This is a genomic window from Rickettsia endosymbiont of Oedothorax gibbosus (assembly GCF_936269705.1).
Classification (GTDB): domain Bacteria; phylum Pseudomonadota; class Alphaproteobacteria; order Rickettsiales; family Rickettsiaceae; genus Tisiphia.
The window spans coordinates 1121883-1146385 of the sequence record NZ_OW370493.1; the positions used below are offsets into that span (position 1 = coordinate 1121883).

Sequence of the window (24503 nt, forward strand, 5' to 3'; positions counted from 1 at the left end):
AATTAACACGGTGTGTTTATCCAGTCTCTATACATAATTGATTTTACTAAATCTACATTATGAGCAAATTGATTCCAAGCGTAACAAGCCATAGTGACGATATCTTCATATACACCATAACATTGGTTAGACAAGAAATGATTTTTGATCCATTCCCAAACTTGTTCCATTGCATTAAGTTCCGGTGCATAGGGCGGAAGCGGTATCAAAGTGATATTGCTTGGCACAGTTAGTTTTTTGGCTGTGTGCCAACCTGCATTATCCGTTAGTAAAGCTATATGTCGGTTGCCTTGAATACTGCGAGAAAGCTCTTCTAAGAATTTATTCATTGCCTGTGTGTTTGCATATGGTAAAATTAATGCAAAAGCTTCTCCTGTATCATGGCAAGCAGCTCCATAAATATATGTTGAAATGAATTGCTGTTGCCGAACTTTACGGGGTCTAGTGCCACGCTTAGCCCATATACGAGTTAAGCTACCTTGTTGCCCAACTCGAGTTTCATCCTGAGACCATATATCAACTTTACATCTATCGATATTTTTTGGTAATAATTTTGTTAACATGTCTGGGAAGTTTTTTTATATGTATTTTGAGTCTCTTGATTTGACTTTGGATGCATTGAACGAGAAGTAATCCAGCTAAAACCAAGGCGGTGCATAGTATTGTAGACTGTTTTTAAAGCGCATTTAGCACCATATTCCTCAAGTAACATGATATGTAGCTCCTTTCCAGTTATATACCCACCAGTTTTACTTTCACTGAGCGTATTGATTTTATCAAAAAGAGCAGACTCTTGTATAGTGTTAATCTTCCTAGGGGCGCCGCTTCTTTGTGATTCAAATAATCCTTCAAAACCATGATTCCTAAATCTTCTGAGCCATGATTGCACAGTTTTCCAGTGTGACTTCACTATTTCAGATATGGCTTTTAAAGATTTGCCTAATTGAAGGTGATACATCGCCAATAAACGTATACGATTTCGACCATGCGGCTCATGTTTCATCATTTTTATAAAATCATGACCATGAAAACCTTGTGGTAATATTAACCTAGCCATTTGAGTACCTTTATCAGTTAAAAACCCATTTTACACCACTGCGTTAATTATTGCAATTGGTATAATTCTGTGATATCTTTTTTCATGCCTGTAGTTTGTTTTTTTGTTTAAAAATATAAATACTGCAGGCACTCCTTTTTGACAATCCTTTTATCTATTACTATTTCATCTATATCTTATCCCGAACTGACGTGTATTGCTCTTGGTTATGAAGATTTAAATGATCACGATAATTTAAGAAAATGTCCAGCTTTGCAAACAAGTATAGACACACTGGACGATATGGCTAGTAGCTCTACTTTATGCCGTTTAGAAAATAAAGCAGATCGTGGATTTGCTCTTAAAGCTCATAAGGTGATGATTGACAAGTTTGTCGAATCTCATAAAACCGTGCCGAAACAATTAATACTTGATTTTGATGCCACTGATGATGAAATTTATGGCAATCAAGAGGGGAAGTTTTATCATGGATATTATCGTCATAATTGCTTTCTACCTTTATATGTTTTTTGTGGAAAAAAGCTGTTAGTAAGCAATCTTCGCAGCTCAAAGCTAGAACAAGCAAAGCATAGCTGGGCAATATTATCTCTATTAGTCAAGCGTTTTCGTCAATCGTGGCCTGAAGTAGAGATTATTTTTCGTGGTGATGGTGGATTTTGTCGTCATCAGATGCTGGATTGGTGTGATGAAAATAATGTAAAATATATAGTCGGAATAGCCCAAAATACTAGACTCAACAAGCTGCTTGAGCCATTGATGCAACAATCTAACGAAGCCTTCACAATTAGCAAAGAGAAGCAACGCTTTTTTAGTGAATTTAAATATAAAGCTGATAGCTGGAGTCGTCATCGTAAGATAGTTGGTAAATCAGAAGTAACTAGCCTTGGTGAGAATCCAAGATATATAGTAACTAATTTAGCAGGTAAGCCAGAAGATTTATATGATAAAAATTACTGTGCACGTGGAGATATGGAAAATCGTATAAAAGAGCAACAGTTAGAGCTATTTGCCGATCGCACTTCATGCCATAAATGGTGGGCTAATCAACTCAGACTAATTTTGTCAAGCCTTGCCTATACATTACGTCAGTTCGGGATAAGATATAGATGAAATAGTAATAGATAAAAGGATTGTCAAAAAGGAGTGCCTGCAGTATTTATATTTTTAAACAAAAAAACAAACTACAGGCATGAAAAAAGATATCACAGAATTATATAGTTTTATAGATGATTTTTGTAAAATTTATTTGGAGTATGAACAGAGAAAGTTATTACCATCAAATAAGCAAAGAAATCGCTGTTGTAGCATGAGTCTAAGTGAAATGTTAACAATAATAATTATGTTTCATACATCCTATGCTAAGAATTTTAAATTTTTCTATAAAAGTTATATAGAGTGCATGCATAAGGATGATTTTCCCAAAGCCTTGAGTTATAATAGATTTGTTGAATTAATGGCACGATTATTCATACCGCTAAATATGTTGATTCATTTGTTGTTTGGTGAGGAAACAGGTATTTATTTTATTGACTCTACAACGATTAAAGCTTGTCACAATAAAAGGCGTTATAGCAATAAAGTTTTTAAAGGATTAGCCAAACATAGTAAATCCTCTATGGGGTATTTTTATGGTTTTAAATTACATGTAATAATCAATAATAAAGGGGAGTTTATGGCATTAAAAGTGACCAAAGGCAATGTAGATGATAGGGTTCCAGTACCGGAGTTAACAAAAAGATTAACTGGAATTATAGCAGCTGATAAAGGTTATATTAAGCAAAATTTGTTCTTAAATTTATATGAAAGAGGCTTAAAAATGATTCATGGAATTAAGAAGAATATGGAAAATAAATTAATGGATTTGAAAGAAAAAATCTTACTTCGAAAGCGTAACTTAATTGAAACAGTTTTTGATTATCTAAAAAATAAAATGAACCTTGAACATACTAGACATAGATCACCAATAAATGCCTTTGTCCATATATTATCTACTCTTGTTGCTTACTCATTAAAGAAAAATAAACCTTCAACAAAATTTGATTTTAATCTACATGTTCACAATATCCTTATCCCGAATTGACGTACATTAGTAGAATATATACGTGATAAGTTTTTACAAGGTACTGAATTAGCTAAAGCCTTGGTAGGAACGGTGCGTTTAAAATTGTTCAAAATTGGAGCAGTAATTATTAGAAATACTAGGAGCATTAAATTCTTGTTGTCTTCATCTTATCCTTACCAACATATATGGGATAGTGTTATGAAAAAATTAGCTATAGAATAAGCTAATATGGTACTGTCCCCGGTACAATAAAAAATGGGGGTAAGGGGGGATTCTATCTTAAATCAGGAAGAATTGCATATCTAGACATAATTTAAGTGAAAATTAACATATCCATTACCACTTATAAGCGATATTGCCATTTTATTTTTATAAATACCACCTTCATGCAATATCCAGGCTAACCCTTTTGATGTAAACTGGGAGGAATACTTTAAACGCAGGATAAACTTAAAGTCCAGCAAACAAAAGATACACTCTAATGCATTTTCCTAACCACCATGTTTACTTATAAATTCAGGTTCAGTCGGCTCTACATAAAGGCTTACAAAGGCTTGAGCCGGATGCAGTGAAAGTTGCCAGTCCGGTTCTTAGAGGGGAGGTTTTCTGTAAAGAAAACCTCCTACTCGAGCATATCCATAAACGAGATATGATAAAGCTTTGGGAAGAATTTCTACAAAGGTTTAAGTTAGAAATATTAGTGGATAAAGAGAATGGTTATATTTACTTAAGATCGTTTTTATGGTATACTGATGCTAAGCTTCCTGAGGCAAAGCAATCAGAATTGGAGGAAGTACTAGCCAAATATTTATCAGAAGAAGAACAAGGTGTTATTATGAGAACTATTGCACAAAAATATATCGAAGAAGGTGAAGCTAGAGGTATCCATATAGGTAAAGCTGAATTGGTAAAGCTGTTGTTAAAGAATGGCAATTCTGTGGGGTCAATTGCTAAGATGTCAGGTATGTCTATTAATAAAATTAATGAATTGCTGAAAATGCAATAATTGGGCGTTCCAAATATTTTTAAAATTTAGATTGCTGTGGCTGTGGCTGTGGAATTGTGGAGAACTTCGTTAGAAGTTACCCCTAAATCTACAGCCCGCTAAGCTCTCTACCCTCAGAAACTAGCTCGTTTTAGCAACAGCACTAATGCTATAGTCAATTCAGGAGAAGTAGATAGCAGGAACGATGGAGTGACGCCTATAAGTAATAGGCGAGCATTGAGCAACAACGTCTCCAATTTCTCATCAATTGACTATAAAACTCAATAGGACAAGAAAATTAGTAACAAACAAACTTGGGGTACCGTGGCCAAAACAACAGATCAGTATATTACTTTCGCTAGAAAATATCGCCCTACTAATTTCTCTGAGCTATACGGGCAAGAAGTTTTAACAAAGATTCTAAATTATACTATTCAAAAAGATCGTATATCTCAAGGTTATCTTCTTACTGGTATTAGAGGAGTTGGTAAAACTACGGCAGCACGTATTGTTGCTAAAACTATTAATTGTACCAATCCAATAGTTAAAGGTGAGTATATTAAGCCTTGTGAGAATTGTCAGAATTGTAATAGTTTTAACAAAAATAATCATCCTGATATAATTGAAATGGATGCTGCCAGTAAGACAAGTGTTGATGATATTCGTAAAATAATAGAAAGCAGTGATTACAAGCCGCTAATTGGTAGGTATAGTATCTTTATAATTGATGAAGTTCATATGCTGTCTAAAGGGGCATTTAATGCGTTACTTAAAATTCTTGAAGAACCACCAGCCCATGTCATATTCATATTTGCTACTACCGAACCACAAAAAATTCCATTAACTGTAATTTCTAGATGTCAACGCTATGATTTAAGAAGATTAACATTTGATGATATTTTCCAATTAATTCAAGAAATTGCCAAAAAAGAACAGTTAAAAATTGAAATAGAGGCTCTTAAAATAATTGCATCTAGATCTGATGGGTCGGCTAGAGATGCAGTCTCAGTACTAGATCAAGCAACAAGTTTGGGGGAAGGGGAGGTTATTACCCCTGAAATCGTTTATCAAATACTTGGTTTAGTTGATACAGCTAGTATCATCAAATTCTTTGAGTATATTATTCAAAAAGATGCGGCTAAGTCGATTGATTTAGTAAACCAACTTTATATCTCTTCAGCAAATTTAGAAATTTTTGTAGGCTTAGTTGCTGATTTTAGTGCCTATCTTAATAAGGCAAAGATATTACCTGATTATCAAAATCCTATATATTTACCTTTTAATGATCAGGTTACAGCTATTTTAGCAAAAGTTACCCTTTCTCAATTGTCTATTATCTGGCAAATATATAGTAAAGGGATTATAGAAATGAAAACTTCCCATAATCAGTTAATAGAAGCTGAAATGTTGGTGATAAAATCCATCTACTCACAAATGTTGCCATCACTAGAGGAATTAGTGGATATACATAATGATAGGGCACAACTAGAACAGCCTGTATTACAACAATCAACTCAAAATTATCAAATTACCGATTTTCTGGAGTTTTTACATTTGCAGAATGAGATGGAAATTTATTACAGATTGTTAAACCAAGTGGAGTTAAAATCCTTTGCACTTCAGACTATGGAAATTGCTGGAAATGATCTGAATAATAAAATAAGAGAGCAAATTGCTAGCTTGTTATTTGCTTGGTCAGGTAAAAACTGGAATGTTATCATTACAAAACAACTAACAATAATTACTCTTAAAGAGCAATTGACGAATAAAGTAAAATCAAGTAAAGATTGGGAAATTTTAACAAAACACTTTCCAAATATCACGATTTCAGATATCCTGTTAAAGAATTAAAGAGATATAAGTATGGTAAATTTTAATCAGTTTTTAAAACAAGCTCAGTCAATGCAGAAAAAAATGCAGGAGATGCAAGAGCAAATGGCAAGTACTGAATATTCTGGAAATGCAGGTGGCGGGTTAGTAAATATTACCGTTAGTGGTCGAGGAGAGGTTCGTAAGGTCTCTATTGATGCCTCTTTGCTTAAAGAGACCGAGAAAGAGCTGCTGGAAGATTTAATTGTTGCAGCTTTCAGTGATGCAAAAAGCAAAGTTGATGAGGATTCACAAAATTCTATGCATAATGCTTTTGGTAATATTAGTTTACCACCTGGGTTAAAAATGCCATTTTAAACCCTTCTTTTCCTTGACAAATATTAAAGGTGAGATATTTTGTCATTAGATTATATATAGAAAAATATTTGAGGTAATTGCATAATATGTCAAAAGCTAAAACAGCGTCTAAAAATAACCCAACCTCTAGAGAGCAGGCTAAAGAGTATTTTTATAATGGACAAAAAATTAAACCAGTAAAATTTATATCCGGCAAATCTTCCTTTTTGGCAGCAGAATACGATGTCTCGGGAGATTTAGTAGTTGGTTCTGATGGTAAAGCATTACCTTGGGGTAGAGCAAAAATTTAACTTGAGATAAAATTTTGTAATAAGGTTGTTGACCTTACGTGTAAAAAGATATATAAACTACCTGTTCGTTAAAGGTTGTGGTTTGGGGATGTAGCTCAGGGGTAGAGCATCTGCTTTGCACGCAGAGGGTCGGGGGTTCGATTCCCTTCGTCTCCACCAGTTACTTATCACCCTCCCAGGGTTTTTTACTTTTATTAAAAATTTCATATGTAACTCATATGTTACTCTTCAGGCAAAAATCCTAAAATTTGACCTACAAAAAAATCTATTTTTACCCCTATTACAAGGGGAGAAAATATGACAAAATCATTAATTCCCAGGGCAATTTAAAAGTCACAACTTTAAGTTGTAAATTTTTCCAAAGCAGGAATTTGTATCGATTAAACATTTCTCTTGTTTCTGTAAGAGTTTGTATTTTGTTACCAAAACAATCACTTCCTCTTAGAAATTTACCATCAATATGCAATATTTGACGTTCTAAATTTTCAGCTAAACCACGCATTACTTTAACAATATCCCCGCCATCAACTTGCCGCAATATAACAGTCAAATTGCTATAATACCAATTGCAATAATTAACGCAGTGGTGTAAAATGGGTTTTTAACTGATAAAGGTACTCAAATGGCTAGGTTAATATTACCACAAGGTTTTCATGGTCATGATTTTATAAAAATGATGAAACATGAGCCGCATGGTCGAAATCGTATACGTTTATTGGCGATGTATCACCTTCAATTAGGCAAATCTTTAAAAGCCATATCTGAAATAGTGAAGTCACACTGGAAAACTGTGCAATCATGGCTCAGAAGATTTAGGAATCATGGTTTTGAAGGATTATTTGAATCACAAAGAAGCGGCGCCCCTAGGAAGATTAACACTATACAAGAGTCTGCTCTTTTTGATAAAATCAATACGCTCAGTGAAAGTAAAACTGGTGGGTATATAACTGGAAAGGAGCTACATATCATGTTACTTGAGGAATATGGTGCTAAATGCGCTTTAAAAACAGTCTACAATACTATGCACCGCCTTGGTTTTAGCTGGATTACTTCTCGTTCAATGCATCCAAAGTCAAATCAAGAGACTCAAAATACATATAAAAAAACTTCCCAGACATGTTAACAAAATTATTACCAAAAAATATCGATAGATGTAAAGTTGATATATGGTCTCAGGATGAAACTCGAGTTGGGCAACAAGGTAGCTTAACTCGTATATGGGCTAAGCGTGGCACTAGACCCCGTAAAGTTCGGCAACAGCAATTCATTTCAACATATATTTATGGAGCTGCTTGCCATGATACAGGAGAAGCTTTTGCATTAATTTTACCATATGCAAACACACAGGCAATGAATAAATTCTTAGAAGAGCTTTCTCGCAGTATTCAAGGCAACCGACATATAGCTTTACTAACGGATAATGCAGGTTGGCACACAGCCAAAAAACTAACTGTGCCAAGCAATATCACTTTGATACCGCTTCCGCCCTATGCACCGGAACTTAATGCAATGGAACAAGTTTGGGAATGGATCAAAAATCATTTCTTGTCTAACCAATGTTATGGTGTATATGAAGATATCGTCACTATGGCTTGTTACGCTTGGAATCAATTTGCTCATAATGTAGATTTAGTAAAATCAATTATGTATAGAGACTGGATAAACACACCGTGTTAATTATTGCAATTGGTATAAGACAAAATCTTACCTTGGTAGAAATCAAGATCAATTAATGCCTTCTTGCTCAATGTTTTAGCCCATCTATGAATAGTAGCTAAATTATTTGCTCCGCATAATAATCCGGCTAATACTATAGTCAATTCAGGAGAATTTGGGGCTAGGAGCGATGGAGCCATAGTACCCTACAATTTTTGTAAAGATGGTATTAGGATAGAAAAAAGTTTTTGTTTGGGAGGTATTAATAATGTGGATATTAGCTGCGTTATGGCTGTTGTAGATTGATAAAAAGCATTTTTGATATGATCAAAGCCATAGGTAAATAATGAAAACAATTGTCTTTCAATGGTTTTGTACCGTTTTATTCGGATGGGATTTAAGGCATTTTGTATTATTCCATTTTTGACTATTAAAGCTGAAGCAATAGCAGTTATCACTAATAATTTTTCAAATCTATCCAATTTTACAATGTGACTTTTTTCAATATCAAAACCACCGCTTTTTAGGTGCAAAAATAGTCGTTCAACACTCCAACGAAATTTATATAAAGCAAAAATATCTTGCTCTATTTCAATTGAAGACACCAGAACCATCAGCTCGCTCTTATCATTTCTATATGCGGTAAAATTAACCTTTCTATTCCATAATATACCACTACAAGCCCTATACTCTAAGGCTTTAACATCACTAAATATTCTTTCAATGGTTAAAGTTCTTAAACCTTTTGTAAGACGAATTTTATGATCCATTTTTAATGGAATAACAAACTTTAGATGGTTATTTATCAGAAAGTCTAACCATTCTTTATTCATAAATTCTCTATCAGCAAGCAAATATTTTATTCTTTCAACGCCAAAATTATTAATAAATTTCTGTAAAAATTCCTTCATAAATTCTGCAGAACACCCGCCACCATGCGACAAAGTCTTCCAGAATATTGGCACCGATATTTTACCAATTACCATTACTAAAAATAAAATATTAATATCGGATTTACCAAATTTCCAACTTGTCCTATCCATTGCTACGACATAATTTTTTGAAGCAAAAAAGCTTAATAGCAAATAGCCAACCTTCATATAATCAAAATTAAAATCTTTTAAAAAACGATAAATTCTATGAGTTTTTGACGTCGCTTTAGCATCACCTAAAATACCAAGTGCTAAACCTTTTTGATAAATTGAGCTGCCCGTCAGCAAACTAATTACCATACCAACCAAACATTTTAATCTTGATTTATTTCCGTCTATATATAAAATCAATTCTTGAAGTATTATATTATGCATTTTGTTATAAAAATACCTACCTTATACTACTTCACACCACTCTAAATCAACCATTCTTCTTCATCTTCTCAAAATTGTAGGGTACTATAGGATGTTTGTATACCGCCATCTGGATATATATTAACCTCAGTATTAACTGAGTCGGCAATATTTAACATATCCCACAGATTATATAAATGTTCTTTCATAGGAACAGAATCAATGCAGAATAACTTTGTAGTATCACCATCAGAATCTATCTGAAGAGGTGTGCAATGATTTCCCTTCAGTTGTAAAATAAGATCGTAGTGGAAAGGCTGCTTAGAGTTAGTTTTTTGTTTCACTATGTTTACAACTTTGTTCATACTTGCTTGATCCTTAATTACCACCAGTTGATAATCTATGCCCTGTTTTGCTCAAGCATTGGATTTTGCTTGAAGTGCCAGAGCAGTTCCCTCTGTATGTAATCGTTCTCCACTGGATAGTATTTCCATTTGTTCTGTAGTAGGTGTTTTTTCCTTGTTGCTTCTTAAATCATCTATAATAGCAATTTTTTTTTCCATTAATGCTATGCTTTTATCTAGACGAGTTTTTAATTCTTCGTAATCTAATATCTCTGGCATATATAATCCTTATAGTTAGTTGAATATAATTAACCTGAATAAACTCCTAAAAGCCATTGTGAGGAGTGCGCAAAGCACGACTAAGCAATCACGTTTAGCTATAGAATAGTTCTCAATTTATTTCTCTCTTGTAGCTATTAGCCTTAATTAATCGTCTTATTTCATTCCTCATAAAACAAATGATAATTAAAAATATACTATAAATAGTTATAATATAAAAGGCAGGAGCATAAAACAAGCCTGTTTCTTCAACAAGCCAACGCGAAATAACAGTAGAAGTGGCACCAAACATGGCAATACCCAAATTGTAACTAAAAGCTACCCCAGAAAATTTTTGTTCAGGAGAAAATAATACTATAATGATGCTATAGGCTGTTCCAGCTATTGCTCCACCAAGAATGCCCAAGATAGTCAGAGCACAAATTTGTTGCCATATGGACGGTAATGACATAGATAATATAGTAGGTAAAATTAGTATTAAGACCGCTATACTTACTAAAACTAGCACCTTAAATTTTCCTATAATATCAGTTAATCCACCAAATAATGGCATAGATATCATTGATATAAAGTTGGCATATGATAAATAAATAAGAGCAGTTGTATTATCAAAATGCATAACATTGCGGTAATACACATTGATATAAGTTTTTATTAAATATATGATACTACTCGCAACTGCTCCAATACAAAATGTTAAAAACATTGCTTTCCAAGCTGTCCTGACTACGTTGATAAAAGGAGCTTTTAAAGTTTTTTTCTGTTCAGCTAACATTTTAAAAATGGGAGTCTCTGATATACGAAGGCGTAAATAAAAGCCAACCAACCCCAGAACTCCACCTAATAAAAATGCGAAACGCCAGGCAAAATCAAGATGATAAAAATATTGCTCAATAATAATTCCGACAAAAGCAGCAATTAATGTACCAGCAATATTTGAACCATTCACTAAACCCGCCGTAAAACCCGGGCGTAAATTTTGATGATGCTCTAGAATAAAAATAGCTGCCCCAGCACCTTCGCCACTAATACACAAACCTTGTAAGAGACGCATTATAATCAATATTATAGGTGCACAAATTCCTATACTAGAATAAGAAGGGATTAACCCTATAGTGAATGTTGGTATAGTCATACCAAGCATAGAAATAATCAAGGATATCCGCCTACCATATTTATCTGCAATATAACCAAAAAATATACCGCCTATTGGTCTAGTAACAAACCCCACCACGAATACACAGAGACTTAACATTATTTGTATAAATTCTGAACTTTCAGAAAAAAACGTACGACCAATCATTAGTGAAAATATGGAGTATACTGTGAAATCGTAATATTCTAGTATATTTCCTAAAATTGCTGATAAAAAAACGGACTTAGGTTTACTCATCTAGATCTTATCAAATTAATTTAATTAAATCGGATTATAGACAACTTAACCAACTTATAAAGCGTAAAATAATTTTATTTTCTTGTGATGATATAATGGTTCCAATATTTTGGACAGAAAAATAAGAAAAATGAGATAGAATTCTTTAGCAAACAAGGAGAGCTAGAGATGAAAAAACAAGTAAGGCAATATAGTGCTGAGGAGAAAGCCAAAATTGTCATAGAAGCAATTAAGGGAGAGCTAACAATAGCCCAGATAACCAGTAAGTATGGTGTTCATGCAACACAGATCAGTAACTGGAAAAAACAAGGTCTTGAGTTGTTAGTACAAGGTTTTAAGAATAAAACACAGAGTGCTGATCCAAATCAGCAGGGGTTAATCAAGAATCTATATGAGCAAATTGGTCAGTTAAGCGTTGAGTGTGACTGGCTCAAAAAAAAATCTGCATTGTTTGGAATTAAAGGTTAGGTGTAATATGATAGAGCCTAATCATAATAAGTTAACAATTGTACAACAGTGTAAGTTATTGGATATTAGCAGGTCAACCTATTACTATCAACCTACTGGTATTAGTGAACAAGATATCAAGATTATGGCAATAATTGATGAGACCTATACTATGCATCCATATTATGGTATGCGGCGGATGGCTAAATATTTACAAGCCCAAGGTTTTTCGGTAGGTCGTAAAGCTGTTAGACGTTACTACAAGATAATGGGTCTTGAAGCTGTTTATCCTAAAATAAATTTAAGCAAGAGGAATCAAGCGCATAAAATATATCCTTATTTACTAAAAGGATTAGAAATAGTATTGCCAAACCAGGTTTGGAGTGCAGATATAACGTATATAAGACTGAGCCAAGGGTTCGTATATTTAGTAGCTATTATTGACTGGTATAGTCGTTATATTCTAAGTTGGCGAATCTCCATTAGTTTGGAAAGTGAATTTTGTGTAACAGCCCTTGAAGACGCTATAGAAAAATATGGTATGCCAAAAATATTTAATACTGATCAAGGAGTACAATTTACCTCGGAGAATTTTATTAGTATGCTAAAGCTACATAATATTTTGATTAGTATGGATGGTAAGGGACGAGCCTTAGATAATATTTTTATTGAACGTTTTTAGCGATCATTAAAACAGGAAAAAATTTATCGGATTATTCTAACAACAGTAAAGGAGGCAAAGACAGCAATTAACGAATATATGGACTTTTATAATAGACAAAGGATACATCAAGCTTTGGATTATAAAACTCCAGAATGTGTATATTTTGAAAAAAATATTGTATAAAAACAACAATTTAATTTTTGTGAATTATATCTCTATTTATCTAAATTTTTGTCTAGACAAAGGGGACCACCTTACAATATTACAGCTCTGATAAAGTGAGTTGTAAACGTTGCCTAATTAGAGGGCATAAAAATAACCAATATCATTGTCATCAAGTATTACAAGGGGCTATTATAAAATTTGGGTTACACGTCAGTTCGGGATAAGATATAGATGAAATAGTAATAGATAAAAGGATTGTCAAAAAGGAGTGCCTGCAGTATTTATATTTTTAAACAAAAAAACAAACTACAGGCATGAAAAAAGATATCACAGAATTATATAGTTTTATAGATGATTTTTGTAAAATTTATTTGGAGTATGAACAGAGAAAGTTATTACCATCAAATAAGCAAAGAAATCGCTGTTGTAGCATGAGTCTAAGTGAAATGTTAACAATAATAATTATGTTTCATACATCCTATGCTAAGAATTTTAAATTTTTCTATAAAAGTTATATAGAGTGCATGCATAAGGATGATTTTCCCAAAGCCTTGAGTTATAATAGATTTGTTGAATTAATGGCACGATTATTCATACCGCTAAATATGTTGATTCATTTGTTGTTTGGTGAGGAAACAGGTATTTATTTTATTGACTCTACAACGATTAAAGCTTGTCACAATAAAAGGCGTTATAGCAATAAAGTTTTTAAAGGATTAGCCAAACATAGTAAATCCTCTATGGGGTATTTTTATGGTTTTAAATTACATGTAATAATCAATAATAAAGGGGAGTTTATGGCATTAAAAGTGACCAAAGGCAATGTAGATGATAGGGTTCCAGTACCGGAGTTAACAAAAAGATTAACTGGAATTATAGCAGCTGATAAAGGTTATATTAAGCAAAATTTGTTCTTAAATTTATATGAAAGAGGCTTAAAAATGATTCATGGAATTAAGAAGAATATGGAAAATAAATTAATGGATTTGAAAGAAAAAATCTTACTTCGAAAGCGTAACTTAATTGAAACAGTTTTTGATTATCTAAAAAATAAAATGAACCTTGAACATACTAGACATAGATCACCAATAAATGCCTTTGTCCATATATTATCTACTCTTGTTGCTTACTCATTAAAGAAAAATAAACCTTCAACAAAATTTGATTTTAATCTACATGTTCACAATATCCTTATCCCGAATTGACGTAATACCATAAATACGCTGTTTGAGCATTGTTAAAATAGTATGAGTAATTTTATCAGAATCTCGCTTATCAGGAAAAATCTTAGCCAGTTCATTAGTTAGACCAAGTCTTTTATCTGCTTCTCTTAGCAATAATACACCTCCATCGCTACTAATATTACCTCCTGTGAAATTTATTTCTATTTGACGATTTTTTACTTTCGATTGGTAAATTAATCCTGTACAATTTGTCATGGCAAAACCCTCTATGTAATCTTCTTTTAACACTGATATTATATAGTATTACAAGGGTTGTAAGGTGGTCCCCTTTGTCTAGACAAAGGGGACCACCTTACTTACTGGTTATCTGGGCTATTGTTAGCTCTCCCTTAATTGCTTCTATGACAATTTTGGCTTTCTCCTCAGCACTATATTGCCTTACTTGTTTTTTCATCTCTAGCTCTCCTTGTTTGCTAAAGAATTCTATCTCATTTTTCTTATTTTTCTGTCCAAAATATTGGAACCATTATACTATGAAATATTGGATAAATAATAAAGAAGGTTTGACCCAAAATGCCAGTTAGCAATCTTGATAATAATTGGGCTGAGAGATCACTGCGTACCATTATTTTACAAAGGAAGAATTCATTATTCTTTAAAACAATCAATAGTGCTGAGATACATAGTGGTCTGTATAGTATAGTAAAGACTTGTAGTGAGAACGAGATCAATGCCTTTAAATATTTAAATTGGCTACAAGAGCAGAGTAGCAAAGCAAAGAAGAGTCCTGCGAATTATACGCCTTTTGCCTATGCAAGATATATGAATAATACGGAATTAATCGAGACAGCAGCTTAAACGACAGGAAGCCAATCATTAGAGAATTTGGCAGAACTAGGATCACCATTATGAATAAGAATGTGTAAGGTTCTATAACAAATTTGATAAGATGAATTATCAGATGGGAAAAGTTTTGCGGTAAATTTACCTTTGGATAGGCGTTTAGAGCATAGCCAAAAGCCTTGACCGTCAAAGGACAAAATTTTAATGGCAGTTCTGTTTTTATTATAGAATAAAAACAAGGAACCATTAAGAGGGTCAGAAGAAAGTTTTTGTCTACAAACAGCGATTAAGCCATCGATACCCTTGCGAAAATCGATGGCAATAGTGGTAACAAAAATAACTGACGCCGGGGTTAGTTGCAACATAAAAATGTCTGAATTATGGTTTTTGGTTCTAGTGTTTGGATAATAAGTTTGGTACCATTTGGTTTAATAATGTGACAAGTATAGTGATTTTGTTTGGGGGCAGCTACAGGATCGGTATCTATAGAATATAATAGTTGAAATGGGAGAAAATTAATATTTTGTTGTAGAGCTTGATTTGAAGTTGAGACAGGAGAAGTTTTGAGGGTAGGCTCATGGGCTTTTTTAATTGAACTGATTGTTGCTTTATTAATATTAAGATGTTTAGCTATCTCTTGGTAAGAATAATGATGGAGTAATTGGTAAACTAATTCCTTTAGATGGTTTGGTATAGGATCAAACTTATTAGTTTTAGTTTGACGCCAGGCTTTAAATTGCTGAGCTACTTGCTCAATAGTAATTGATGGTATTTGCATAGTATGGAATCCAAATGTATAAAAAATTCATACTAGCAAAAACATTAGATAAAGTTATGCAGTTTTGCTGCAGGTATACGATATATAGTAACTAATTTAGCAGGTAAGCCAGAAGATTTATATGATAAAAATTACTGTGCACGTGGAGATATGGAAAATCGTATAAAAGAGCAACAGTTAGAGCTATTTGCCGATCGCACTTCATGCCATAAATGGTGGGCTAATCAACTCAGACTAATTTTGTCAAGCCTTGCCTATACATTAGTAGAATATATACGTGATAAGTTTTTACAAGGTACTGAATTAGCTAAAGCCTTGGTAGGAACGGTGCGTTTAAAATTGTTCAAAATTGGAGCAGTAATTATTAGAAATACTAGGAGCATTAAATTCTTGTTGTCTTCATCTTATCCTTACCAACATATATGGGATAGTGTTATGAAAAAATTAGCTATAGAATAAGCTAATATGGTACTGTCCCCGGTACAATAAAAAATGGGGGTAAGGGGGGATTCTATCTTAAATCAGGAAGAATTGCATATCTAGACATAATTTAAGTGAAAATTAACATATCCATTACCACTTATAAGCGATATTGCCATTTTATTTTTATAAATACCACCTTCATGCAATATCCAGGTTAAGGATCATATTGATAATAATATGTTGTTGTTATTTACACATGATCATTTTACAGATAAAACTCAACGTTTGTAGTAGTAAACTAACGTCTGTTAGTGAACAGATTATTTATTCATCATAAAAAAATTAAAAAAAATGAAAATTAATATTAGTGCTAGCATTTTTATTGCTATAATTATCATATTATTTAATTATGGAGCTTTTGCCAGTGTTGTATACTCAAATGATTCTTTAAAGCAGAAGAGTATAAAAATTGTTACTAGTATCACCCCACTAGCAAGCATTATAGCGATGTTAGTGAAAGACCAAGCAGAAATTGTTGCTATTGCCAATAACAATGATTGCCCGCATCATTATAATTTAAGACCTAGTGATCTTAAAAAAGTTAAAAATGCAGATATTGTATTTTATATAGATGAGCAATTTGATGGCTTTGCTGGCAAATTAATGAATGGTCATAGTAAAAATGTCATTAAAATTAGTAATTTTAATGGGCTAAGAGTTATTAGCAATAATTCTTATGATAATTGGCATATTTGGCTTGATTTAGACAATGTAAAACTATTATTAGAACAATTATTTCAGGTGTTATCTCAACGATTTCCTGAGATTAGTTCAGCTATTTACCAAAATCTTGAAGAAGCCAAAAAACAAATAGAGGAGCTTACGAAAATCAAACATCAAAGATTAACGTCTTTAACAGACGTTATCTTACTTAGTGACAGTCTAGAATATTTTTTTAATAATAGCCAAAAAAATGTTGCAAGATTATATAGCTCTGATCAGAAAAGCCTGAGATATATCAGTAATCTTGAGCATTTATTAAGCATGTCCAATAGTAAATGTTTATTACTAAGTAAAGAGCAAGATGTTGCTCTTTATAAAAATTTTAAAGTAGAAGTAGTGGAGGTTGAAAGTGAGAATTGGCAAACGACTAACATCAATAGTGATTTATTTTATAATCAATATTTAAAAATGATTAATCAAGTGTCTAAATGCTTAAACAACAATTCTAATCATTCGTCATTGCGAGCTGATGTATCCCCACGAAATTAAGCACGACAAAGCTCCGTCTTTATAATAGATGCCAGGGGTTCTACCAATGGTTTTATGGCATGCAAATAATTAAATTCAATAATAAATTTCCCAAGGGTAAAATACGAATAAATCTTTTTATCTTTTACTGTGTTAGGTTGGAAAATTCTTTGCATACCTTGGCTATAGCCTACCACACCTATAACCCAATATGTTATAATAACAATGGCAGATAGTAACATTAAAACTCCCCATCTATTCAACCTGAGTTTGACGTAAGCACCAAACAAAATGCTAAGCATTATGTAATAACATAAACAAACTGTTGGTGGTGAGCTATGGTAAAAATAAAACCTTCTTTCAAACCAGTTTGTTAGAAAGAATATTTGAAAAGTAAGAAGGGAGGGATTATAAAGTTCTCGAATAATAACAACAAAATTGGAGAATATATTATGATCCCTCTTACGGAGATTTTCTGCTTAATTGATGATTTTTGCAAGCATTTTGATACACGTCAATTCGGGATAAGGATATTGTGAACATGTAGATTAAAATCAAATTTTGTTGAAGGTTTATTTTTCTTTAATGAGTAAGCAACAAGAGTAGATAATATATGGACAAAGGCATTTATTGGTGATCTATGTCTAGTATGTTCAAGGTTCATTTTATTTTTTAGATAATCAAAAACTGTTTCAATTAAGTTACGCTTTCGAAGTAAGATTTTTTCTTTCAAATCCATTAATTTATTTTCCATATTCTTCTTAATTCCATGAATCATTTTTAAGCCTCTTTCATATAAATTTAAGAACAAATTTTGCTTAATATAACCTTTATCAGCTGCTATAATTCCAGTTAATCTTTTTGTTAACTCCGGTACTGGAACCCTATCATCTACATTGCCTTTGGTCACTTTTAATGCCATAAACTCCCCTTTATTATTGATTATTACATGTAATTTAAAACCATAAAAATACCCCATAGAGGATTTACTATGTTTGGCTAATCCTTTAAAAACTTTATTGCTATAACGCCTTTTATTGTGACAAGCTTTAATCGTTGTAGAGTCAATAAAATAAATACCTGTTTCCTCACCAAACAACAAATGAATCAACATATTTAGCGGTATGAATAATCGTGCCATTAATTCAACAAATCTATTATAACTCAAGGCTTTGGGAAAATCATCCTTATGCATGCACTCTATATAACTTTTATAGAAAAATTTAAAATTCTTAGCATAGGATGTATGAAACATAATTATTATTGTTAACATTTCACTTAGACTCATGCTACAACAGCGATTTCTTTGCTTATTTGATGGTAATAACTTTCTCTGTTCATACTCCAAATAAATTTTACAAAAATCATCTATAAAACTATATAATTCTGTGATATCTTTTTTCATGCCTGTAGTTTGTTTTTTTGTTTAAAAATATAAATACTGCAGGCACTCCTTTTTGACAATCCTTTTATCTATTACTATTTCATCTATATCTTATCCCGAACTGACGTGATCTCTTGGTACTTCTACTGTCAGCTTACGACCATCCCCATCAATTACTGTCTTCTCATAGCTACCATTACGACGATTATTATCTACTTTTGGCATCTTGCTATGTTTTGAATATCCTAATTCATGATCCAACTCACTTGCTAATATTTTCTCAACTATTTGCTTCTTTAGCTGTTGAAATAAACCATCTCGACCAAATAACTCCGATGGATCTGCTTTTGATAATAATTCTTCTACTAGCTGATTACTGATGTTTAATGTATCTTTATCTGTATCTAATTTTTTAGCCATAATTCCTCCTTGCTTGCTTAAGTTACTTTTTTTACAGTAATCTCTTACTGCTTTCTTTGCAACTTACACAAACTATAGGACAGACTCTAATAAAATTTCTGTAGCTTTTGGAAAATTAAACAATCTCAACCTTCCTCTTACATCAAACTGAGGTTATAATAGTAATAATCTCTGAGAGTCCTATACTGCAAACTACTTTACGCTTACGGTTAGGATTTGGTAATATATATTTATTTTGCTCCGTATCAAAATGCTTGCAAAAATCATCAATTAAGCAGAAAATCTCCGTAAGAGGGATCATAATATATTCTCCAATTTTGTTGTTATTATTCGAGAACTTTATAATCCCCCCTTCTTACTTTTCAAATATTCTTTCTAACAAACTGGTTTGAAAGAAGGTTTTATTTTTACCATAGCTCACCACCAACAGTTTGTTTATGTTATTACATAATGCTTAGCATTTTGTTTGGTGCTTACGTCAAACTCAGGTTGATCTAGTAAAAAAATTTAGTAAAAAATCATTGACTAGGCAAATATATTAAAACATAATCACCTCGATGGTTGTGCAGTTGCGTAAAAATCTATACTAGAATTTACGAGGAAAGTCCGGACTCTACAGAGATATGGTGCTGGTTAACGTCCAGCGGGAGAGTAATCTTTTAGGGAAAGTGCCGCAGAAAATATACCGCCAAATTATAATATAGTTTGGTAAGGGTGAAATGGTGTGGTAAGAGCACACCGGTAGATTGGTAACAAGCTACGCATGGTAAACCCCACCAAGAGCAAGATCAAATAGGCACTACAGAACTTACGTGTTCCTAGGCATCTCTGGCTAGAAGTAGTGCGGGTAGATCGCTTGAGGTAAATGGTAACATTTATCCTAGATAAATAACCGCAATAAATAATAGAAATATTATCTATACAAAATCCGGCTTATAGACCATCATTTTTTATAAGACTTTTACCTAGGCTCTGTGAACAAAATTTTAATTGTTTAGATTTCGACTCTTTTTAGCTGCAAATTATAAGATTTTTTTGAAATAGAACTAACTATTCCGGCAAAAATCTTATTAATTTTCGCTTAAAAATACTCAAAATCTAAACAATTAAAATTTTGTTCACAGAGCCTAGAGGTTATTGCGAGGAGACCTTAGGTCGACGAAGCAATCCAAACGATTAAATGGATTGCTTCGGAGGCTTACGCCTTCTCGCAATGACGCTTGAGATGCATATACGTCATTGCGAGACCATGCAATGGTTGAAGCAATCCATTCCATAAGAATAGATTATCTCAAGGATTTTTAAATTATGAAAAATATTTTTTATACAGAATTTTGGCGTAAATATTATCCCGTCATTTTATGTTTCGCTTTAATGTTTTTTCATTTTTTATCAGCCTATCCTGGTGGAATGATGGTATGGACGAGTGAAGCGAAATATGCTTTACTTGTACGGAGTCAGCTGAAAAATAGTTTTCAGCTGCTCCAAATTAAATAATAATTTAATTAATAGGTCCATACCATGATAAATAATAGCATAAAAAATACTATAATAGGAATAGATTTAGCAAAAAATAGTATGCACTTGGTGCAAGTCGATCAAAATGGCAAAAAAATAGGTTATCAAAAAGTTACAAGAGATGAGTTAATAGCCTATTTAAGCAATCTCGATAAAAGTTCATTGGCAGCTATGGAAGCATGTGGAGGAGCTAATTATTGGTCACAGGAAATTGCTAAGCTTGGTTTGCAAGTCAAACTAATGAAAACAAAAGATGTAAAAGTTTATGCTACATCGAAACAGAAAAATGATTATAACGATGCGTTAGCAATATGCAAAGCGGCTCGTGATCCAGAATTAAAAACTATGCTGCCAAAAAGCAAAGAGGAACAAGATATAAAATTTTTGCATAAAATTAGAAGTAATACGATCAGAGATCGTGTGCAAAAAACTAATTCTACAATATCAAGTTTATGTGAATATGGCTATAATACAAAATTAAGTAAAAATAAATTTTGCAAATCATGTAGGCTGGAGGTAGAGTTAGCGTATAGTAAAGGTTATATAAATTCTGGGATACGGTCAATTTTACTTTTAGAATGTAAAGAAATTGAGGATTTATGTGACAAAGAGAAAACTTTAGAAAAGCTGATTATCAGCAATAATAAGCAAAGTGAGAAAGCTACTAGGTTGCAGACAATTTTTGGCATTGGAGCAATCAATGCTAGTTGTTTGAGTGTAGCCCCAATGGAAAGTTATCCAACCCCGAGGGATTTTGCTGCTTCGCTTGGTTTGGTACCAAAGCAACATAGCTCAGGAGGTAAGATAGTTTTAGGAGGGATTACCAAACAGGGAGATAGATATGCTAGAACTATGTTGATTCAAGCCGCAAGGACAATAGCAATAAGAGCAAAAAGTGGTAAGGAATCGAAAGATAAACTAGTGCAGTGGGCAGTGAAGAAATTTGCTGAAAATAAATCATATAATATTATATGTGTTGGTTTAGCAAATAAGTTAGCAAGGATTGCTTATGCAGTAGTCACCAATGGTAGCGAATATGTTGCAAATTAGTTTAGTTGAGAAAAAAGAAAAAACTATGTCAACTAAATAAAAATTGGTAATTGATAAATATTGCGAGTAAAGATTAGCAACAATAAAGAGAACGAAAGTTAAAGAGTTAATGAATAAGTATTCTGAACAAAATCCGTAAGTATGTCGAGGCTCTAGAAGCCGTGGGAATGAGAGGTTACTCAAGGATATTTATAAGAATGCAGAAACCATTATGGCACTCGATGCCGAATATATGACCGCTTCCTTTGTGGCTCTATTTTTTTATTTTCTTTGTTGACAAATTCACTCGTCCATATATGACGGTTGATAGCTTTTCTCAATATGAACAAAGTATTAGTGGAAATTATTTTTCTCATCATCCACCTTTAATGTCAATGATATGGTCGTTACTCAATCATATCTATCAAGGGCCACAGATAATGCTATTATGGCATTTAGTATTGTTGTGGGGTGGGGTATTATTGCTTTTTTATGCTGATCGACAAAATAAATATAGATATCTTTATTTTGTAATACCATTTCTTCCAAATATATTAGCTCAATCCGGTGTAATTTGGAAAGAATAGGGTTTGGCTTAGGTAGTTTTTTGGCTCTGTACAAATAAGTGTGTAAATTTTTCAAAGGTTATATAAAAATATAATAACCTCAGTTTGATGTAAGAGGAAGGTTGAGATTGTTTAATTTTCCAAAAGCTACAGAAATTTTATTAGGCTTAAAAACATAGGCAAGCAGTCCAGCTAATACGTTAGTTTGAAAATTCATAACAGATCTATGGCTTGTATGGTCTATATGACAAAGGTTTTTTAGTTGATCGTTAATGGTTTCAATAATATACCTTTTATTTAAAAACCGCTTTTTAATAGGATCTATTATTCTTTCTTTCATATTACTTTTAATTTTTGTTATTAGTTCTAAAGCTTGATTAGCAAGGGATTGAGTGAGTTTTTTACTGATATACCCACGATCACCAAAAAGCCAGCCTTGTAATTTATCTACTAAATTTTCTACCACTGCTCTATCATCAACATTTCCTGGAGTTAAAGAAAAACTCATAATCTCTCCGCAACTGTTAATGACAATATGTAGCTTACAACCAAAGAACCACCCAGTGGAAGTCTTACCTCTTTTTGCTATGTCTTTGAATACTTTATGTCTATTAATTCTTAAATTAGGGCAAGCAGGAAGTTTAGTAGAGTCGATATAATATTGACCAGTTTGTTTTCCTGATAGGCTTTTTAGCAGTAATACCATGGGCATGAAGCTCATTGGCATTAACTGAACAAAACGACTATAGCTCATACCAATTGCAATAATTAACGCAGTGGTGTAAAATGGGTTTTTAACTGATAAAGGTACTCAAATGGCTAGGTTAATATTACCACAAGGTTTTCATGGTCATGATTTTATAAAAATGATGAAACATGAGCCGCATGGTCGAAATCGTATACGTTTATTGGCGATGTATCACCTTCAATTAGGCAAATCTTTAAAAGCCATATCTGAAATAGTGAAGTCACACTGGAAAACTGTGCAATCATGGCTCAGAAGATTTAGGAATCATGGTTTTGAAGGATTATTTGAATCACAAAGAAGCGGTGCCCCTAGGAAGATTAACACTATACAAGAGTCTGCTCTTTTTGATAAAATCAATACGCTCAGTGAAAGTAAAACTGGTGGGTATATAACTGGAAAGGAGCTACATATCATGTTACTTGAGAAATATGGTGCTAAATGCGCTTTAAAAACAGTCTACAATACTATGCACCGCCTTGGTTTTAGCTGGATTACTTCTCGTTCAATGCATCCAAAGTCAAATCAAGAGACTCAAAATACATATAAAAAAACTTCCCAGACATGTTAACAAAATTATTACCAAAAAATATCGATAGATGTAAAGTTGATATATGGTCTCAGGATGAAACTCGAGTTGGGCAACAAGGTAGCTTAACTCGTATATGGGCTAAGCGTGGCACTAGACCCCGTAAAGTTCGGCAACAGCAATTCATTTCAACATATATTTATGGAGCTGCTTGCCATGATACAGGAGAAGCTTTTGCATTAATTTTACCATATGCAAACACACAGGCAATGAATAAATTCTTAGAAGAGCTTTCTCGCAGTATTCAAGGCAACCGACATATAGCTTTACTAACGGATAATGCAGGTTGGCACACAGCCAAAAAACTAACTGTGCCAAGCAATATCACTTTGATACCGCTTCCGCCCTATGCACCGGAACTTAATGCAATGGAACAAGTTTGGGAATGGATCAAAAATCATTTCTTGTCTAACCAATGTTATGGTGTATATGAAGATATCGTCACTATGGCTTGTTACGCTTGGAATCAATTTGCTCATAATGTAGATTTAGTAAAATCAATTATGTATAGAGACTGGATAAACACACCGTGTTAATTATTGCAATTGGTATCACAAGTTTTGGAAATTCCTTTCTATAACTTTGACATAGGCAGCATAAATAAAAATCTTTAAAGGTACGGTAGTGACTCAAGTGAAACATTACTATAATAGTAATAATCTCTGAGAGTCCTATACTGCAAACTACTTTACGCTTACGGTTAGGATTTGGTAATATATATTTATTTTGCTCCGTATCAAAATGCTTGCAAAAATCATCAATTAAGCAGAAAATCTCCGTAAGAGGGATCATAATATATTCTCCAATTTTGTTGTTATTATTCGAGAACTTTATAATCCCTCCCTTCTTACTTTTCAAATATTCTTTCTAACAAACTGGTTTGAAAGAAGGTTTTATTTTTACCATAGCTCACCTATAATGGTTCCAATATTTTGGACAGAAAAATAAGAAAAATGAG

General features: G+C 32.8%; 32 protein-coding genes, 1 tRNA gene, 1 other RNA gene and 5 pseudogenes. 23 read left to right on the top strand and 16 right to left on the bottom strand.

The window, feature by feature from the left end:
- Window positions 1-2: 2 nt before the first annotated feature.
- On the bottom strand, window positions 3-563 hold the full coding sequence (locus tag NBW66_RS06145; protein WP_250310543.1) for an IS630 family transposase: 561 nt from the start codon (window positions 561-563) through the stop codon (window positions 3-5).
- The gene (locus tag NBW66_RS06150; protein WP_250310542.1) at window positions 557-1057 is read right to left on the bottom strand and encodes a helix-turn-helix domain-containing protein; all 501 of its coding nucleotides are present in this window, start codon (window positions 1055-1057) and stop codon (window positions 557-559) included. The genes NBW66_RS06145 and NBW66_RS06150 overlap by 7 nt, the downstream gene beginning before the upstream one ends.
- A gap of 138 nt (window positions 1058-1195) precedes the next feature.
- On the opposite strand from NBW66_RS06150, the gene NBW66_RS06155 reads away from it, so the two are divergent.
- From NBW66_RS06155 to NBW66_RS06190, 8 genes and pseudogenes are all read left to right on the top strand, one after another.
- A complete protein-coding gene (locus NBW66_RS06155) occupies window positions 1196-2167 on the top strand; it encodes an IS1380 family transposase (RefSeq protein WP_250312039.1) in 972 nt (323 codons plus the stop codon).
- Window positions 2168-2246: 79 nt separating this feature from the next.
- Window positions 2247-3137 carry an IS982 family transposase gene (locus tag NBW66_RS06160; protein ID WP_250310582.1) on the top strand — a complete coding sequence of 297 codons (891 nt, stop codon included), beginning with the start codon at window positions 2247-2249 and terminating at the stop codon, window positions 3135-3137.
- Window positions 3138-3152: 15 nt separating this feature from the next.
- Window positions 3153-3341: pseudogene (locus NBW66_RS06165) on the top strand (transposase); the annotation flags it as partial.
- 346 nt (window positions 3342-3687) lie between these two features.
- Complete coding sequence (locus NBW66_RS06170; protein ID WP_250312041.1) at window positions 3688-4125, top strand: RpnC/YadD family protein; 438 nt, start codon at window positions 3688-3690, stop codon at window positions 4123-4125.
- A 303-nt stretch (window positions 4126-4428) separates the two neighbouring features.
- Entirely contained in the window at window positions 4429-5955 is a 1527-nt protein-coding gene (gene dnaX, locus NBW66_RS06175) for a DNA polymerase III subunit gamma/tau (RefSeq protein ID WP_250312042.1), read from the top strand.
- Between the two features lie 12 nt (window positions 5956-5967).
- On the top strand, window positions 5968-6291 hold the full coding sequence (locus NBW66_RS06180) for a YbaB/EbfC family nucleoid-associated protein (protein WP_250312043.1): 324 nt from the start codon (window positions 5968-5970) through the stop codon (window positions 6289-6291).
- Window positions 6292-6377: 86 nt separating this feature from the next.
- Window positions 6378-6581 (top strand): hypothetical protein, encoded by a 204-nt coding sequence (locus tag NBW66_RS06185; protein WP_094648942.1) that lies wholly within the window; start codon window positions 6378-6380, stop codon window positions 6579-6581.
- Between the two features lie 84 nt (window positions 6582-6665).
- Window positions 6666-6740: transfer RNA gene (locus NBW66_RS06190), tRNA-Ala, on the top strand.
- A gap of 121 nt (window positions 6741-6861) precedes the next feature.
- Here NBW66_RS06190 and NBW66_RS06195 read toward each other — a convergent pair.
- Window positions 6862-7119 carry a hypothetical protein gene (locus NBW66_RS06195; protein ID WP_250312044.1) on the bottom strand — a complete coding sequence of 86 codons (258 nt, stop codon included), beginning with the start codon at window positions 7117-7119 and terminating at the stop codon, window positions 6862-6864.
- A gap of 84 nt (window positions 7120-7203) precedes the next feature.
- On the opposite strand from NBW66_RS06195, the gene NBW66_RS06200 reads away from it, so the two are divergent.
- Window positions 7204-7704 (top strand): helix-turn-helix domain-containing protein, encoded by a 501-nt coding sequence (locus NBW66_RS06200; protein WP_250310542.1) that lies wholly within the window; start codon window positions 7204-7206, stop codon window positions 7702-7704.
- The gene (locus tag NBW66_RS06205) at window positions 7698-8258 is read left to right on the top strand and encodes an IS630 family transposase (protein ID WP_250310543.1); all 561 of its coding nucleotides are present in this window, start codon (window positions 7698-7700) and stop codon (window positions 8256-8258) included. Before NBW66_RS06200 ends, NBW66_RS06205 begins: the two co-directional genes overlap by 7 nt.
- Here the strand turns inward: NBW66_RS06205 and NBW66_RS06210 are convergent.
- From NBW66_RS06210 to NBW66_RS06225, 4 genes are all read right to left on the bottom strand, one after another.
- Complete coding sequence (locus NBW66_RS06210; protein WP_250312045.1) at window positions 8255-8437, bottom strand: transposase family protein; 183 nt, start codon at window positions 8435-8437, stop codon at window positions 8255-8257. The genes NBW66_RS06205 and NBW66_RS06210 overlap by 4 nt on opposite strands.
- A gap of 6 nt (window positions 8438-8443) precedes the next feature.
- On the bottom strand, window positions 8444-9544 hold the full coding sequence (locus NBW66_RS06215) for a transposase (protein ID WP_250310546.1): 1101 nt from the start codon (window positions 9542-9544) through the stop codon (window positions 8444-8446).
- 395 nt (window positions 9545-9939) lie between these two features.
- Window positions 9940-10146 carry a hypothetical protein gene (locus NBW66_RS06220; RefSeq protein WP_250312046.1) on the bottom strand — a complete coding sequence of 69 codons (207 nt, stop codon included), beginning with the start codon at window positions 10144-10146 and terminating at the stop codon, window positions 9940-9942.
- Window positions 10147-10258: 112 nt separating this feature from the next.
- Window positions 10259-11539, bottom strand: coding sequence for an MFS transporter (locus tag NBW66_RS06225; RefSeq protein ID WP_250312047.1), 1281 nt, complete (start codon window positions 11537-11539; stop codon window positions 10259-10261).
- Between the two features lie 168 nt (window positions 11540-11707).
- Between NBW66_RS06225 and NBW66_RS06230 the strand changes: the two genes are divergently transcribed.
- From NBW66_RS06230 to NBW66_RS06240, 4 genes and pseudogenes are all read left to right on the top strand, one after another.
- The gene (locus NBW66_RS06230; RefSeq protein WP_094649795.1) at window positions 11708-12007 is read left to right on the top strand and encodes a transposase; all 300 of its coding nucleotides are present in this window, start codon (window positions 11708-11710) and stop codon (window positions 12005-12007) included.
- A 7-nt stretch (window positions 12008-12014) separates the two neighbouring features.
- Window positions 12015-12668, top strand: coding sequence for an IS3 family transposase (locus NBW66_RS06235; RefSeq protein ID WP_250311446.1), 654 nt, complete (start codon window positions 12015-12017; stop codon window positions 12666-12668).
- Between the two features lie 15 nt (window positions 12669-12683).
- Window positions 12684-12833 (top strand): annotated as a pseudogene (locus NBW66_RS14985) (IS3 family transposase); the annotation flags it as partial.
- Between the two features lie 296 nt (window positions 12834-13129).
- On the top strand, window positions 13130-14020 hold the full coding sequence (locus tag NBW66_RS06240) for an IS982 family transposase (protein WP_250310582.1): 891 nt from the start codon (window positions 13130-13132) through the stop codon (window positions 14018-14020).
- Here NBW66_RS06240 and NBW66_RS06245 read toward each other — a convergent pair.
- Window positions 13988-14287: a transposase gene (locus tag NBW66_RS06245; RefSeq protein WP_250312048.1), complete on the bottom strand. Its 300-nt coding sequence runs from the start codon at window positions 14285-14287 to the stop codon at window positions 13988-13990. The two genes, NBW66_RS06240 and NBW66_RS06245, sit on opposite strands and share 33 nt — an antisense overlap.
- 285 nt (window positions 14288-14572) lie before the next feature.
- Between NBW66_RS06245 and NBW66_RS06250 the strand changes: the two genes are divergently transcribed.
- On the top strand, window positions 14573-14857 hold the full coding sequence (locus tag NBW66_RS06250) for an IS66 family transposase (RefSeq protein WP_250311030.1): 285 nt from the start codon (window positions 14573-14575) through the stop codon (window positions 14855-14857).
- Here NBW66_RS06250 and tnpB read toward each other — a convergent pair.
- Complete coding sequence (gene tnpB, locus NBW66_RS06255; protein ID WP_250310953.1) at window positions 14854-15207, bottom strand: IS66 family insertion sequence element accessory protein TnpB; 354 nt, start codon at window positions 15205-15207, stop codon at window positions 14854-14856. The genes NBW66_RS06250 and tnpB overlap by 4 nt on opposite strands.
- Window positions 15195-15620, bottom strand: a complete 426-nt coding sequence (locus NBW66_RS06260; protein WP_250310639.1) for a hypothetical protein — start codon at window positions 15618-15620, stop codon at window positions 15195-15197. Before NBW66_RS06260 ends, tnpB begins: the two co-directional genes overlap by 13 nt.
- A gap of 84 nt (window positions 15621-15704) precedes the next feature.
- Between NBW66_RS06260 and NBW66_RS06265 the strand changes: the two genes are divergently transcribed.
- Complete coding sequence (locus NBW66_RS06265; RefSeq protein WP_250312275.1) at window positions 15705-16079, top strand: transposase; 375 nt, start codon at window positions 15705-15707, stop codon at window positions 16077-16079.
- Window positions 16080-16394: 315 nt separating this feature from the next.
- Window positions 16395-17315, top strand: coding sequence for a metal ABC transporter substrate-binding protein (locus NBW66_RS06270; RefSeq protein ID WP_250312049.1), 921 nt, complete (start codon window positions 16395-16397; stop codon window positions 17313-17315).
- Here NBW66_RS06270 and NBW66_RS06275 read toward each other — a convergent pair.
- From NBW66_RS06275 to NBW66_RS06290, 4 genes and pseudogenes are all read right to left on the bottom strand, one after another.
- Window positions 17312-17536: a hypothetical protein gene (locus NBW66_RS06275; protein ID WP_250312050.1), complete on the bottom strand. Its 225-nt coding sequence runs from the start codon at window positions 17534-17536 to the stop codon at window positions 17312-17314. The two genes, NBW66_RS06270 and NBW66_RS06275, sit on opposite strands and share 4 nt — an antisense overlap.
- 272 nt (window positions 17537-17808) lie before the next feature.
- Window positions 17809-18699, bottom strand: coding sequence for an IS982 family transposase (locus NBW66_RS06280; protein ID WP_250310582.1), 891 nt, complete (start codon window positions 18697-18699; stop codon window positions 17809-17811).
- 90 nt (window positions 18700-18789) lie between these two features.
- Entirely contained in the window at window positions 18790-19098 is a 309-nt protein-coding gene (locus NBW66_RS06285) for a transposase (RefSeq protein WP_250312051.1), read from the bottom strand.
- A gap of 154 nt (window positions 19099-19252) precedes the next feature.
- A pseudogene (locus NBW66_RS06290) lies at window positions 19253-19399 on the bottom strand (IS982 family transposase); the annotation flags it as partial.
- Between the two features lie 252 nt (window positions 19400-19651).
- On the opposite strand from NBW66_RS06290, the gene rnpB reads away from it, so the two are divergent.
- From rnpB to NBW66_RS06310, 4 genes are all read left to right on the top strand, one after another.
- An RNA gene (rnpB, locus tag NBW66_RS06295) (RNase P RNA component class A) lies at window positions 19652-20050 on the top strand.
- A gap of 356 nt (window positions 20051-20406) precedes the next feature.
- The gene (locus tag NBW66_RS06300) at window positions 20407-20595 is read left to right on the top strand and encodes a hypothetical protein (RefSeq protein WP_250312052.1); all 189 of its coding nucleotides are present in this window, start codon (window positions 20407-20409) and stop codon (window positions 20593-20595) included.
- A 24-nt stretch (window positions 20596-20619) separates the two neighbouring features.
- Entirely contained in the window at window positions 20620-21666 is a 1047-nt protein-coding gene (locus tag NBW66_RS06305; RefSeq protein WP_250312053.1) for an IS110 family RNA-guided transposase, read from the top strand.
- Between the two features lie 296 nt (window positions 21667-21962).
- On the top strand, window positions 21963-22232 hold the full coding sequence (locus NBW66_RS06310; protein WP_250312054.1) for a hypothetical protein: 270 nt from the start codon (window positions 21963-21965) through the stop codon (window positions 22230-22232).
- 79 nt (window positions 22233-22311) lie between these two features.
- Here NBW66_RS06310 and NBW66_RS06315 read toward each other — a convergent pair.
- Window positions 22312-22965, bottom strand: a pseudogene (locus tag NBW66_RS06315) (IS982 family transposase); the annotation flags it as partial.
- A 61-nt stretch (window positions 22966-23026) separates the two neighbouring features.
- Here NBW66_RS06315 and NBW66_RS06320 point away from each other — a divergent pair.
- On the top strand, window positions 23027-23527 hold the full coding sequence (locus NBW66_RS06320) for a helix-turn-helix domain-containing protein (protein ID WP_250310651.1): 501 nt from the start codon (window positions 23027-23029) through the stop codon (window positions 23525-23527).
- On the top strand, window positions 23521-24081 hold the full coding sequence (locus NBW66_RS06325; protein WP_250310543.1) for an IS630 family transposase: 561 nt from the start codon (window positions 23521-23523) through the stop codon (window positions 24079-24081). The genes NBW66_RS06320 and NBW66_RS06325 overlap by 7 nt, the downstream gene beginning before the upstream one ends.
- 16 nt (window positions 24082-24097) lie before the next feature.
- On the opposite strand, the pseudogene NBW66_RS06330 reads toward NBW66_RS06325, so the two are convergent.
- A pseudogene (locus NBW66_RS06330) lies at window positions 24098-24337 on the bottom strand (IS982 family transposase); the annotation flags it as partial.
- Window positions 24338-24503 lie beyond the last annotated feature (166 nt).